A 13219-nucleotide genomic window follows, 5' to 3' on the forward strand; every position below is an offset into this window, starting at 1 on the left:
TTCCTCGTTCAATGGCCGTTGCCGATGGAGTCTTGACTGCTGACAGCCGCACCCGGCAACAAACCGCCGAGCCTCGGTACGGACAGACAAAACAGCGCCACCACCAATTGCAGCCAACCGATGACGGCCAAGGCTTGTGGCAAAACGGAAACAGCGCCGGCGGTGATGGCGAGCACCACCAACGGGCTGACGAATTCACCGGCGAAAATCGCTGCAGTAAACCAACCGGCAGCGCGCCCGCGCTGCTCGAAACCGACTTGCGCCATGATCCAGGTGATCAGCGTTGGCAACATCAAACCGATGCCCAAACCGTTTACCAGCACCGCAACCACCACTTGCACATGGCTGTTCGCGCCGGCCATCAGCAAGCCGCCAGCACCGGCCAGCCCAAAGGCAATCAGCAGCAAATGCTGACTGCGCAAGCCGCTGAGCAGGCGAAAACTCAAGGCCCCGACAAGCACGCCGAGCTGGTTGGCGCCCATGGTCATGCCGATCTGCTGCGGCGCATCGACGTGCAGCAGGTTGAGCAGATAACCGGCCTGCACCGGCACGATGAACAGGCTCAGCCCGGCCAGCAGGGCCAGCGCATACATCGGCGTCAGCGCGCGCCAGGGGAAAGCACGTTTCACCGGCTGCGCCAGGGTTGCCGCCATGGGCACACGCGGTTGCGGCTCCCAGAGTTGCCAGGCCATCAGCGGCAGAAAGATCAGCCCCACCGCGTACAGCGCGAACGGCGTGCGCCAATCGTTCTGGCCGAGAAAACCGCCGAGGGCGATGAACACCGCTGCTGACAACGAGGTCGCGACCATTTGCAAAGCGAACAGGCGTTCACGTCGCGCGCCGCTGTAGTAATCACCCATCAATGTCGTGCAGCAAGTCATGATTCCCGCCTCGGCCAGACCGATGCCGGCGCGGCTGGCGACGATCGCCGGCAACGACTCGAGCCACAATGGCAAGACGCCGCACAGCACATAGAGCGCCATGCTGGCCAGCAACAGCGGCTTGCGCCCGAGGCGATCAGCGATCATCCCGGCAAACGGCGCGAGCAAGGCAATCATCAACGCGGGCAGGGTCAGCACGATCGGCACCAGCACCGCACTCCCCGATACCTCGGCGAAATGCGCCTGCATGCGCGGCAATACCGGCGCGAGCAACACCGCGCCAAGCACCGGCAGACAGCTGCCGAGCAGCAACAGCAGCGATTGCATCAGGCCGGCTTCACGGCGGTGGTCTGGCACTGCAGATTCAACGGCCATGACAGATCTCCCGTTGTCGCGATGGATGAACGTTGGCGACCACAGCACTGGGCGGTTGCGCCACGCTGATCACCTCGACCGAAGCTTCGGCGCCGCGTTGAGTGCGCTGAGCCGGTAGCAGGAAATACGCCAGCGCTGGCAGCAGCACCAATGCGCCGACCATGTTCCAGACGAACATGAATGCCAGCAGCACGCCCATGTCGGCCTGGAACTTGATCGGTGAAAAAATCCACGTCGCCACACCAATCGCGAGGGTAATTCCGGTGAGCATCACCACTTTGCCAGTCGACACCAGCGCTCGGTAATAGGCCTCGGACAGGCTCGCCCCCTGGCGCAAATGGCCGAGCAGAATGCTCATCACGTACAGCGCGTAATCGACGCCGATACCCACGCCGAGGGCAATCACCGGCAAAGTCGCCACCTTGACCCCGATGTTCAGCCAGACCATCAGCGCCTCGCAGAGGATCGAGGTAACCATCAGCGGAATCACCGCGCACAGCGTCGCGCGCCAGGAACGGAAGGTAATCAGGCACAGGATGATCACCGCGCCATAGACCCAGAACAGCATCTCGCGGTTGGCCTGTTTGACGACGATGTTGGTCGCCGCTTCGATGCCGGCATTGCCGGCGGCGAGGAGAAACTGCACATCCTGATTGTTGTTCGCAGCGGCGAATTGCTCGACGTGCTCGACCAGCCGCGTGAGAGTTTCGGCCTTGTGGTCGGTCAGGTAGGCGTACAACGTCAGCAGGCTGCAATCCTCGTTGTACAAACCGCGCGGGGCACTGGCGGTGATCATGTTGAGCATCGCCTGATTGTTCTGCAGTTCGTACCACTTGGCGCTGCCTTCGCTCAGGCCGACCAGCATGCGTCGGTTGAGCAACGCCAGCGAGTTGGTCGAATCCACCCCCGGCAGCGCACGCAGTTGCCAGTCCAGTGCATCGACCTTGGCCAGAATGTCGTAGCGCGCACATTGCCCGGGCGGCGTCTTGACCATCACTGCGAACAGGTCGCTGCTGGCACCGTAGTGCCGGGTCAGAAAAGCGTCGTCCTGGTTGTAGCGCGAGTCGGCGCGCAGCTCCGGGGCACCGGCATTGAGGTCGCCGATTTTCAGTTGCAGGCTGACGATAAATCCAAGCGCCGCCAGCGCCAGGCTGACCGCGATGCACAGGCTGGCCCAGCGCCGCCGAGTGAACAGATCGAGAAAACGCCAGAAGCCATGGCGGCGCTGGCCGGCCTGTTCGCCCTGCTCGCTTTTCAGGCTCAGTTGCGCGGCGCGTGGCGTGACGCCGACATAGGACAGCAACACCGGCAGCAGGATCAGGTTGGTGAAAATCAGCACCGCCACGCCAATACTGGCGATCACTGCCAGATCCTGAATCACCTGGATCTTGATCAGCATCAGCACCGCAAACCCCACGGCATCACACAGCAGCGCGGTCAGCCCGGCCAGGAACAACCGGCGAAAGGTGAAACGCGCGGCGACCACGCGGTGCATGCCACGGCCGATGTCCTGCATGATGCCGTTCATTTTCTGCGCGCCGTGGCTCATGCCGATGGCGAACACCAGAAACGGCACCAGCACCGAATAGGGATCGAGCTGATAGTCGAGCAGCGGCAACAGGCCGAGCTGCCAGACCACCGCCACCAGCGAGCAGAACACCACCAGCACGGTGCTGCGCAGACAGCGGGTGTACCAGAACAGCACAGCGGTGGTGATCAGAATCGCCACGGCGAAAAACAACAGAATCTGCTTGAGCCCTTCAATCAGGTCGCCGACTTTCTTGGCGAAACCGGTGATGTGGATACCAATTTTGTCGCTCTGGTATTCGCTGCGCAGCGCTTCGAGTTGCTCGGACAACAGCGAATAATTCAGCGCCTGGCCATCGCTGGTGGTTGCCAGCAGCGGCACGTAAATGATGCTTGAGGTCTGGTCGAACGCTACCAGTTGCCCGAGTTCGTTGGAGCGTTGCACGTTGCGGCGCAAGGCATCGAGATTCGCCTGAGTGCCAGCGTAATCGTCGGGGATCACCGGGCCGCCATCCAGCCCGTCTTCGGTCACCGCGACCCAGCGGGTCGCGGGTGTCCACAACGACTTCATATAGGCGCGATCGACACCAGGCAGCAGGTACAGCTTGTCGCTCAAGGCCTGCAGGGCTTTCAGGTAGTCGGCGTCATAGATATCGCCCTGACGATTGGCGACGACGATGCGCAGCGAATTGCCCAGACCGCTGAGCTGTTTCTGGTGCTCAAGGTAATTGGCAATGTACGGCTGTTGCGTCGGAATCATCTTTTCGAAACTGGCATTCAGTTCGATGCGCATGGCCTGATAACCCAGCAGCAGCGTAGTGACCAGACACACCAGCAAGACCCACAGCCGATGGTTGAACAGCGTGCGTTCCACCAGCGAACCGGAGCGCGGATCGAAACTCGCCAGGCTGGCCGTGGCGTTGTCGAATGAATTCATAACCTCACTCCGAAGCAATAACGGTGGGCGCTGCCAAGCGCGTCAACCCGGTGAACCCGGCCAGCACCAGACTGCCGTCGGCGGCCTGCACAACGCTGGCGACCGGTTTGCCCAACGGCGCGCCGTAAGGCTTTAGCTGTGCCTGCGCATCGGCTTGAGTGCGGAAAAGTGCGCCGCCCTGATTGACCAACAGCAACTGGCCGTCGACGGTGCGGATCGCGTCACTGAAGGACACTGGCATCGGCACTGGCGCCGGAACAAAACTGCTGCCGTTGTCGCGGGACACGAAGGCGTTGCCCTTCAAACCCGCCGCGAGCAAGGTGCCGTCGTCGCGCACCTGAACAGCAAAGAAACTGCCGCTGTAAGGACTGTCCAGAGCAGCGAAAGAATGTCCGCCATCATTGGAGCGCGCCAGATAACCCTGTTCGCCGGCGATGAACCACTGCGCACCGTGCGCGGCGAGCGCATACAAATGCGCGCCTGCCGGGTTGTCGATCTGGCCGATCAGCGACTGCCAGCTCGCCCCGCCGTCCTCGGTTCTGAACGCAAGGCCATAGGCGCCAACGATCAAGCCGTGGCGGGCATCGGTGAATGTCAGCGCCAGAAACGGTTTGTCCGCACCTTCCGCGATCAGGCGTTCAGCGTTTTGCAGCCGCACGGCAGCGGCATCGGTGTCGCTGGCATTGGCCATTTCTGTGCGGGCGGCGTCCAGTTCGAGCTGCGCGGCGCGACGGCCGTCCAGTTGGAGCGACCAGGTTTCACCGCCGTCAGCGGACATCAGCACTGCTGCGCCATGGCCGACCGCCCAGCCATGATCGGCATCGACGAATTGCACCGCCGTCAGGCTCACCGACACTGGCACTGATGCCTGGCGCCAGGTGGCGCCATTGTCATCGGAGAGCAAGACAATGCCGCGTTCGCCGACCGCCACCAGCCGCGCGCCGGCACGCGCCAGGTCGAGCAATACCGCGCGTTCAGCCTGCGGCGCATGCATTGCCGGCGTGCTCAACACATCGCCGACCGCCGCCTCGGCGGCGCTCAAGGGCAACGCCCAAGGCAACGCCAACGTCAGCAAGCCCATCAGCTGACAGATTCTGTTCATACCCACCTCGAAAACCTGTGTGAAACCGGACCGCGACCTGCGCCGCGATCTGGCCCGATTCAGCGAACGCCCGCACCCGCCATCGCCGCCGGCGAGAACTCCGAAGGCTTGTAGCGATCGACCACGCCGTACTGCTCGGGCAGGCCGGTGTAGACGTTCTGGATAAACCAGGCGCCGGATGTCAGGTCATAGAACCCCGAAGACAGTTGCGCCTGCGCCGGCAGATCCGGCAACACTGCCGGCAGCGACCACAGGGTCTTGGCCAGTTGGCCGTTGGCGTCCCAGCGATCACCGAGCATCGCTTGCCAGGTGTCTTCGTCGAGGTAGTAGCGGCCCTTCGGCAACTGATGACGCTTGCCCGGTGCCAGTTCGGCATCAATCACCCACACGCGATGCAGCTCCCAGCGCACGTAATCAGGATTCATGTGATGCGCCGAAAACAGGTCTTCGGGCTTGTTGGCGGTGAGAACCTTGTTGGTGTTGTAAGGGATGTACATTTCCTGCTTGCCGACCAGTTTCCAGTCGAAGCGATCCATGCGCCCCTGAAACACGCTCAACTCATCGAACGACATCACGCCAGCGGTAGCCGGGGTCGGCGTGTCGCAGCAGGCGTTGGGCAATTTGCGCACTCGGCGCTGGCCAGTCAGGTAAACGTGAGCCTGTGACTTGTCGCCGTTGATGTTGGTGCGGCCCATGATCTGCTCACCGGCACGCAGCGGCGGACCGACGTTGAGCAGACGGAACAGCCAGTAATCACCAGCGAATGTCTCGGGTGAGCCGTCCTGGTAGTAATACGGCATGTCCTGAATCGCCTGGCCATCGGTGGTCATTACCGACTTGCCGTCAGCGGTCATCAGGTAATGGCGAAAATGCATGGCCAGCGAGGTGCCGCGCCAGTTCAGCACATGGTTCCACATGGCCTCGGCGCCGTTGCGCGGGATCGGGAACGGAATGCCGCCAAATGCGCCTTCCGGCACTGGCCCGGCGCTGCTTTCGACCAGTCTGGCGCGGGTCGCGTTTTTCAGCGTGTTGTCATACACCCACTGCGGTGCGGCGGCCGAGCGCCGGGTCGGATAGATGTCGATGCGATAGGTTTCAGGGTAACGCTTGAACATTTCCTTGCTGCCATCGCTGAGTTTGCTGGCGTACTGCGCGAGGTTTTTCGAGGTGATGCTGAACAGCGGTTTGTCCGCCGCGAAGGGGTCACTGCGCTTGCCGCCCGGTTTGTACGACGGATCGACCCTGGTGTAACCGCCCTGCCATGCCGGAATGCTGCCGTCAGCGTTGCCGGCACGCTCGGCGCCCATCGGCGTCAGGGTCGTCGACAGTTTCGCCGCTTCCTCGGCAGTGGCGGCGGTTGCGCATTGGCTCAGAACAACGAGCGAACCCAGCAGTGCAAAGCACACAGCCTTGAGTCGAAAGGCGCGGTGATGGTGATGAACAGTCATGCGCAAGTCCTCTTAAAACGTGGTCTTGACGGAAAAGGCCAGGTAATCCCGATCCTTCAGCGATTGTTTGTAATTGAACTGGCTGAGGCCGTTGAGGTTGGTGTCCTCGGCCCCGTAGTAATGGGTGTAGGTCAGGCCGGCGGTGACGCGGTCAAGGTAAGTGGCGGTGATGCCGAGGTTGATGTCGCCGCCGTTGTCCGGGCCGAACGAGCTGACCACCGCCGATTTGCCCAAGGGGAAGTAGCTGACGCCCACCGGGATGCTGATATCGATGCCGGAGAAGAACTGCCGGTAGGTCGGCGTGTACACCACTTTGAAACCAAGGCCATCGTCGGTAGCGTTGGGGTCGAGTGCGGCGCGGTTTTTGGTCACGCTGAGCAGGCGGTTCCACGCCACTTCGCCGACCAGTCCGGATTCGCGCGCAAGAAAGTTCGGGCCGAACGAGGCGATCACGTTGAGATTGACGTGGGCCGTGCGACCCACCGCGTAGAGCGCGTCGTCATCGTTGTCGGCGACGACGCCTGGCAACACGGTCTGGCCGTTGGAGATCAGCGGCATGTTCCAGCGCATCGACGCCTCACCAGCGAAGCTGTACTCGTCCATGGTTGTGGCAAAACTGGCGCCGAGGGCGCGAATGTCTTCCGGGTAGACCCAGTAATACTCGCCAATCTGACCGCTGCTGAAGTTGGGCGCGCCGGCCGAGGGCTTCAGGTACAGCTTGGGCGTCTTGTCGTGATACTGGATCGCGTAGAGGCCGTATTCGACACTTTCGGCGCTGTATTTGAGCTGCAGACCGCCCTGCCCCGAACTGCGTGCTTCCTTGTCATTGCCATGGAAAAACGCCGCCGGGCTGGCTGGATTGCCGCCGAGAAACGCCGGAAACGGTGCGCCGACAATCAGCCGCTCGGTACCCTCGCCGATGGTGTCGCTGGTGGAGAAATAGCTTCCCGCCGCCGGCAGGCGTGTCTCTTCCCATTCGAGCTGATAGTAGCCACCGAGCGAGACGTCGTCGGTCAGCTGGAACGTACCCGACAGTTGATTGACCGGTCGGGTGATTTCCTTGAACTGTGTGTTCGGCACCGACTGCGCCTTGACCACGTCGACCGGGGCCATGCCGCCGGCAATGCCGTTGGCGCCGAAAAACAGGCTCTCGCCCCAGATCAGGCCGTGACGCCCGGCGCGCACCGAGGTCGCGCGGTCGGCCAGTTCGCCGTTCCAGTACACAAAAGCATCGAGAATTTCCGCGTCGCCACCGTGCAGGTGACGGGTGTCATCGGTGAACTCGTCGTAATCCACCGAGCGCGCGTTGGCACGAGACGGATCGTTGTTGTCGTTGCTGCCTTGATACTCAGTGTCGTACCACCCCGCGCCACTCAAGCGTGCGCCGAAATCCCGATACGACAGATCGAGTTCGGACAGGATGTCGGTACGGTTGGAGATCAGGCCTTTCTTGAATGCGCGATCGCCGTCGTCCTGATTCAGCGCAACCTGACCTTCGGACAATTTGCTGCTCGGGTTTTGCGTGCGCCACGCGGCGCTGTACTTCACCGTGTTGTCCCAGCGCAATTTGAAATCCGGGTTGCCGGTATCGATGTCGAACGCCTGCGCCGCCTGGCTGCACAGCACCAGCACGGCAGCGATACTCAAACCGAAGGGTGCAGACGAGCAGACCCGGCGACGCGCAAGCGCCGCAGTCGTAGAACTAACCATCGCGTTAACCTCTTGTTTTTATAGTGGTAACTGCTGTGGGTGGGGCGTTTGAACGGCTAGATGGGCTCCGCCGTACGCGCGAGCATCTGCTTGACCAGACCGATGCGATCGAAGCTGCGGTCGTGCTGCATCTCCTTGTCGCCGGCCAGCACCGAGCTGTCGCTGATGTATTTGCAACGTTCGAATCGCCGCGCCATGAAGCGCTGCAACTGCGCCTCGACACTCATGGCGGACGAATCGCGGGTGAGTTCTTCGCTGAGCACGATTGCATCTTCGATGGCCATGCCAGCACCCTGGCCCAGGTGCGGAGTCGTGGCGTGAGCGGCATCGCCAATCAGTAGCACCCGCCCGCGATGCCACGGCTCATCGACGAACACCACTTCCATCGGCTTGTAAACGACTTGGCCGCTGTCGGTGATTTGCTCGCGCAGTTCGCCAATCAGGCCGGTAAAGCCTTGCAGGCGTTGGCGCATCTGCGGGGCGAGATCGGCCGGGTCCATCCATGGGTTGGACGGCTCGTGCGAAGTCAGAAACAGGTACATCAGATCACCGGCCAGCGGCACCAGCCCGGCGTTGCCTTCGGCGCTCTGGTAGTTGGCCAAGTGATCGATCTGTGGTGCGCGGGGGAAGTTGTAGCGCCATACCGATTGGCCGGTGAAACGCGGGGTGTAGGTGTCGCCGAAGACCAGGCTGCGCACTTTCGAGAACAGACCGTCGGCCCCGACAACCAGGTCGTAGACACCGCGACTGCCGTCGGTGAACAGCACGTCGACCTGCTGGCCGTTGTCGTCCAGCGTTTCGACGCTCAGGCCAAGACGCACTTTCGCGCCAAGCCCAAGGGCAGTTTCGCTGAGCACCTTGTGCAGTGCCAGTCGCGAAATACCGACGTTGGCCGGGTACTGCGGGCCGGCTAGACGCTGCCCCGCAATACGCGCCAGTTGCTGCCCGCCCGGGCCGTAGATGGCCACATCTTCAAAGGCGTAAGCCGCATCGAGATAACCGTCGAGCACGCCCAGTTTGGCCATCTCGCGTACCACGTTGCTCTGCTGAATAATCCCGACGCCGTAGACCGTCCACTTGGACTTGAGCTCGATCAGGTCGACCTCGATGCCTTTGCGCCGCAACGCGATGGCCGCGCACAAGCCGCCAATACCACCGCCCACGATCAGAACGTTGTTCACTGCACTCATGGCTCACTCTCTTTTTATTCTTGTGATCGAAGCAGCGTCGGGCACTGCGTCGTTGGGTGAAGCTTCCCGGCAAAGCAGGGATTTGACTAATCGCGAGTGGGGATGCGATGTATCGCCGTACGCGATACCTCGATTTACCCCGACACTGGCCTCGGCTCGGGCAGCAACACCCACAACCAACCGTCCTCTTCGCGCGAGGCCAATGCCTCCAGCGACTGCCCCAGACACGGGCCGTAGACGCATTCGCCGGTACTCGGCAGGAACTGCGCGCCGTGGGCATAGCAGACGATCAACTGGCCATCGGCCGACAGAAAACGGTCCTTGCGGTACTCCATGCGCACGTCCAGATGTGGGCAACGGTTGCGATAGATCCGCACCTGACCGTCATGGCGCAGAGCAAACAGACTGTCGCGGCCCTGCTGCAACGGATCGAAGCCACGCGCCTGCCCTTCCAGCAATTCATCCAGGCGACACAACGGCCACTCGCGCTCACTCATGGCACGGCCTCAACCAAGCTTCGGTGGCGGGCCGCCGGGTGCCCACTTTTCCTTGCTGCCGAACAGGAACAGCTGCGAATTGTCCGCCGACAGCGGCGCACGCCGGGCCTCCCAGGCGTCATCGTGCTTGTCCATATCGGCGTCGTATTCGATATGACAGCCCAGCGGGCTGTTGAAGTACCAGAACCAGTTCGAACCAAACAGGTGACGCCCCGGGCCCCAGAAACTGGTCCAGCCCTTCTGCTCGAAGCGCGTGCCGGCCAACAGCACTTCGGTGCCACTGCCCATGTGAAAGGTGAAGTGCTCGCAGCCTTTCATGTGCGGCGGTGTCTGGATCATGAACAGGCAGTGGTGATCATCAGAGCCGGCCGGACGCATGAACGGTCCGGCGCCGATGAAGGTGTCGGTGGTGCGAAAGCCCAGACGCTGGGCGTAGAACGCCTCGGCCTTGGCCGCGTCAGGGACGAAATACACCACATGCGACAGGGTGCGCGGGATGGCGCTCATCTCTGGACTGATGCCGGGCTGATTGAGCGGACGCTGTGGCGCATGGCCGGCAGCGTTGGTCAGATCAGCCGGGGCGCTGTAGGCCTTGCGCACACTGACTTGAAAGGCAATCGCAAAGCCCATGTCATCGACGCTGTGCAGCACGCCCTGGGCGTCGCGGCTGACGGGGCGGTCGCGGGCCAGTTCGTCTTCGATGGCGTCCAGGTCGCTGAGCGCGCCGACGCCATAAACGGTTTCGCGAATCGACGGCGCGGGGCCGATAGCCGCCGGAAGATCGGGGTCGTCGGCGCGGCGCAGAATCACGGCGGTGCCGTCGAGTGCTTCGAAACGCCCGCCGTGACTGTCGACGCCGATCGGCGCCAAGCCGTAATCGCGTAAACAATCGGTGCAGGCTTGGATGTCATCGACGCCAAAGATCAGGGCATCAAGGCCAATGATGTTCATGGCTTACCACTCCATTGAAATTATGATCCGGTCACCGCCGCCGCAGACGCCAAAGTGCGTCGGGCCAGGCTGCAACCCGGTGGTGGTGTCGGCGACTGGGGGCCGACTGCGGCGGAGATTGGCGCAAGGCTCGGCAGCTGACTAATCGCGAGTCGGGATGCGACCTATCGACAAACGCGATACCTGCATCGGTGGTTGACGCGTCGATGGAATCGTTCGAAGGTATTGGCAAAATAAATACAACAAGCGGACCTGCCCATGCGTTTCAACCACCTGGATCTGAACCTGCTGGTGGCGCTCGATGTGCTGCTCGAAGAACAGAACATCACCCGCGCCGCCGAACGCCTGCACATGACCCAGTCCGCCACCAGCGGCGTGCTTGGGCGTTTGCGCACTTACTTCGAAGACGAGTTGCTGGTTCAGGTCGGGCGCAAGATGCAGCCCACGCCCTACGCGACCGAGCTGGCGAAACCGGTACGCGAAGTGTTGCTGACAATTCAGTCCTCGATCACTGCCAAACCGGTGTTCGACCCCACCACCAGCAAACGCCACTTTCGCCTGGTGACCTCGGATTACCTGATCAGCGTGTTGTTCGCCCAAGTGATCCAGAAGATCCATCAGGAGGCGCCGAACATCACTTTCGAAATGCTCGGCCCCAGCGACAACTCTGGCGAATTGCTGGTGCGCGGCGAGGTTGATCTGATGATCGTGCCGGAGCGCTACATCATCGAAGGCCACCCTTCCCAACTGCTGTTCGAAGAGGAACACGTTTGCGTGGTGTGCCAGAGCAACAGCGCGGTCGGCGCCAGCCTGACCCTCGAGCAGTACATGCAGATGGGCCACGTGTCGGTGGGTTTCGGCCGCACTCGGCACATGAGTATCGAAGAGTGGTTCATGAACCAGTACGGCTTCAATCGGCGCATCGAGGTGATCACCAGCGACTTCAACACTCTGCCGCAACTGGTGGTTGGCACCCAGCGCATCGCCACAATGCACCAGCGTCTGGCTAACCTGTATGCGCGCTATCTGCCGCTGCGCATCCTGCCCCCGCCGGTGAAAATCCCGCTGATGCGCGAGTACATGCTGTGGCACCGCAGCGTCGACGGCGACCCCATGCACCGCTGGCTGCGCGAACGCATCAGCGAGTTCATCCAGCATCTGGAGCAGCCGCCTATCGAGTCTCGCGATACCTCGTATCCGCCGTCACGATTGGCCAATTAGCCGGTTGATCCTTAACGTGCCTTGCGAATGCCAAGGCAACCACAAGGACAACAAAAATCATGTTCCGCTACTTCCCGACCAACTACGTGTGGAATCTTTCGGTCGACCTGGCCATTGAAATGGGCGCCCGCATGGGCGAAATCGAGGCCATGTGCGCACCGCTGCAAGAGGCAGCCAAGCAACCGGACGCGGCCGGCACCAAGGCGTTTCGCGAGACCTGGGCCAAAATGGCCGACAAGCTCTGCGGTCTGGCCGAAGAAGACGAAGGTCATGGCCGCCTGCTCTCGGCCGGCGAAAAATACAACCGCGCCGCGACTTACTATCTGACCTGCGAACGCCTGCAAGCCCATGGCGCGCCAGGGCGTACCGAGCTGTATCAGCGCTTTGTGCAAACCTTCAAACGCGGCATCGAACTGTCGCAGGAAAACTGTCAGCGGGTGGAAATTCCCTATGAGGGCAAGCATCTGTCCGGCTTGCTGGTGCGCGCCGAAGGCGTCGACGGGCCAGCGCCGATTCTGGTGCAGGTCAATGGTCTGGATTCGACCAAGGAAATGAAATACCGCGTCGGCCTCCCGGCCTGGCTGGCCAAGCGTGGCGTATCGTCATTGATCATCGACCAGCCCGGCACCGGCGAAGCGCTGCGCCTGCACGGTTTGACTGCACGCTACGACAGCGAGCACTGGGCCAGTCGCGTGGTCGACTGGCTGGAGACCCGGGATGACGTCGACGCCAAACGTATCGGTCTTGAAGGCGTTTCCCTCGGCGGTTATTACTGCCCCCGTGCGGTGGCGTTCGAACCGCGTTTCGCCTGCGGCGTAGTGTGGGGCGCTAACCACGACTGGCGCGACGTGCAGAAGCGCCGTCTGGAAAAGGAAGGCAGTTTCCCGGTGCCGCATTATTGGGCGCACGTCTGCTGGGTCTGGGGTGCCAAGGATGTTGAAGAATTCATGAGCATCGCCGAAAACGTCCACCTCGACGGCGTGCTCGACCGCATCAAAGTGCCGTTCCTGGTTACCCATGGCGAGCAGGACTCGCAGATCCCGCTGAAGTGGGCGCATCGCACCTATGAGCAATTGGTCAACAGTCCGAAATGCGAACTGAAAATTTTCACCGAGCGCGAAGGCGGCGTGCAGCATTCCAGCTTCGACAACAGCATCAACGCCGGCCACTACATCGCCGACTGGGTTGCCGAAACATTGGGCGGCCGTACGGCATAAGCGCTTAGTCAGCAACACCACACCACCGTGGAGGACCAAGCTTGCTCGCGAAGAGGCCGTCCGCCTCGACACAAATGGCGCCTGCCCCACTGCTATCGCGAGCAGGCTCACTCCTACAAACGACCGTGCTCCGTCAGGTCAACCGCGATCCCCCGTGGGAGCG

At 61.9% G+C, this 13219-nt stretch carries 10 protein-coding genes; 2 read left to right on the top strand and 8 right to left on the bottom strand.

From position 1 onward, the window contains the following. Positions 1 to 8 precede the first annotated feature (8 nt). The 8 genes from CXF97_RS01090 to CXF97_RS01125 form a co-directional block, all read right to left on the bottom strand. Positions 9 to 1256, bottom strand: coding sequence for an MFS transporter (locus CXF97_RS01090; protein WP_101155351.1), 1248 nt, complete (start codon positions 1254 to 1256; stop codon positions 9 to 11). Further along, positions 1246 to 3720, bottom strand: coding sequence for an RND family transporter (locus CXF97_RS01095; protein ID WP_101155353.1), 2475 nt, complete (start codon positions 3718 to 3720; stop codon positions 1246 to 1248). Before CXF97_RS01095 ends, CXF97_RS01090 begins: the two co-directional genes overlap by 11 nt. Before the next feature lie 4 nt (positions 3721 to 3724). Further along, positions 3725 to 4822: a YCF48-related protein gene (locus CXF97_RS01100; protein WP_101155355.1), complete on the bottom strand. Its 1098-nt coding sequence runs from the start codon at positions 4820 to 4822 to the stop codon at positions 3725 to 3727. Between the two features lie 59 nt (positions 4823 to 4881). Then, positions 4882 to 6270, bottom strand: a complete 1389-nt coding sequence (locus tag CXF97_RS01105) for a DUF1329 domain-containing protein (RefSeq protein WP_101155357.1) — start codon at positions 6268 to 6270, stop codon at positions 4882 to 4884. A gap of 12 nt (positions 6271 to 6282) precedes the next feature. Beyond that, positions 6283 to 7980 (bottom strand): DUF1302 domain-containing protein, encoded by a 1698-nt coding sequence (locus CXF97_RS01110; protein ID WP_101155359.1) that lies wholly within the window; start codon positions 7978 to 7980, stop codon positions 6283 to 6285. Positions 7981 to 8036: 56 nt separating this feature from the next. Beyond that, positions 8037 to 9170: an FAD-dependent oxidoreductase gene (locus CXF97_RS01115; protein ID WP_101155361.1), complete on the bottom strand. Its 1134-nt coding sequence runs from the start codon at positions 9168 to 9170 to the stop codon at positions 8037 to 8039. 134 nt (positions 9171 to 9304) lie between these two features. Next, positions 9305 to 9667, bottom strand: a complete 363-nt coding sequence (locus CXF97_RS01120; protein WP_101155363.1) for a Rieske (2Fe-2S) protein — start codon at positions 9665 to 9667, stop codon at positions 9305 to 9307. Positions 9668 to 9676: 9 nt separating this feature from the next. Further along, positions 9677 to 10618: a VOC family protein gene (locus CXF97_RS01125; RefSeq protein WP_101155365.1), complete on the bottom strand. Its 942-nt coding sequence runs from the start codon at positions 10616 to 10618 to the stop codon at positions 9677 to 9679. 258 nt (positions 10619 to 10876) lie between these two features. On the opposite strand from CXF97_RS01125, the gene CXF97_RS01130 reads away from it, so the two are divergent. Both CXF97_RS01130 and CXF97_RS01135 read left to right on the top strand, forming a co-directional pair. After that, positions 10877 to 11839, top strand: a complete 963-nt coding sequence (locus CXF97_RS01130; protein WP_101155367.1) for a LysR family transcriptional regulator — start codon at positions 10877 to 10879, stop codon at positions 11837 to 11839. A 59-nt stretch (positions 11840 to 11898) separates the two neighbouring features. Beyond that, entirely contained in the window at positions 11899 to 13056 is a 1158-nt protein-coding gene (locus CXF97_RS01135) for a S9 family peptidase (RefSeq protein WP_101155369.1), read from the top strand. Positions 13057 to 13219: the final 163 nt, after the last annotated feature.

The sequence above is a fragment of the Pseudomonas sp. Choline-02u-1 genome (assembly GCF_002836515.1).
GTDB lineage: Bacteria > Pseudomonadota > Gammaproteobacteria > Pseudomonadales > Pseudomonadaceae > Aquipseudomonas.

Excerpts from the sequence above, each read along its gene's own strand:
- CXF97_RS01090 (WP_101155351.1), bottom strand. The coding sequence starts at position 1,256 with ATGGCCGTTGAATCTGCAGTGCCAGACCACCGCCGTGAAGCCGGCCTG.
- CXF97_RS01095 (WP_101155353.1), bottom strand. The coding sequence starts at position 3,720 with ATGAATTCATTCGACAACGCCACGGCCAGCCTGGCGAGTTTCGATCCG.
- CXF97_RS01100 (WP_101155355.1), bottom strand. The coding sequence starts at position 4,822 with ATGAACAGAATCTGTCAGCTGATGGGCTTGCTGACGTTGGCGTTGCCT.
- CXF97_RS01105 (WP_101155357.1), bottom strand. The coding sequence starts at position 6,270 with ATGACTGTTCATCACCATCACCGCGCCTTTCGACTCAAGGCTGTGTGC.
- CXF97_RS01110 (WP_101155359.1), bottom strand. The coding sequence starts at position 7,980 with ATGGTTAGTTCTACGACTGCGGCGCTTGCGCGTCGCCGGGTCTGCTCG.
- CXF97_RS01115 (WP_101155361.1), bottom strand. The coding sequence starts at position 9,170 with ATGAGTGCAGTGAACAACGTTCTGATCGTGGGCGGTGGTATTGGCGGC.
- CXF97_RS01120 (WP_101155363.1), bottom strand. The coding sequence starts at position 9,667 with ATGAGTGAGCGCGAGTGGCCGTTGTGTCGCCTGGATGAATTGCTGGAA.
- CXF97_RS01125 (WP_101155365.1), bottom strand. The coding sequence starts at position 10,618 with ATGAACATCATTGGCCTTGATGCCCTGATCTTTGGCGTCGATGACATC.
- CXF97_RS01130 (WP_101155367.1), top strand. The coding sequence starts at position 10,877 with ATGCGTTTCAACCACCTGGATCTGAACCTGCTGGTGGCGCTCGATGTG.
- CXF97_RS01135 (WP_101155369.1), top strand. The coding sequence starts at position 11,899 with ATGTTCCGCTACTTCCCGACCAACTACGTGTGGAATCTTTCGGTCGAC.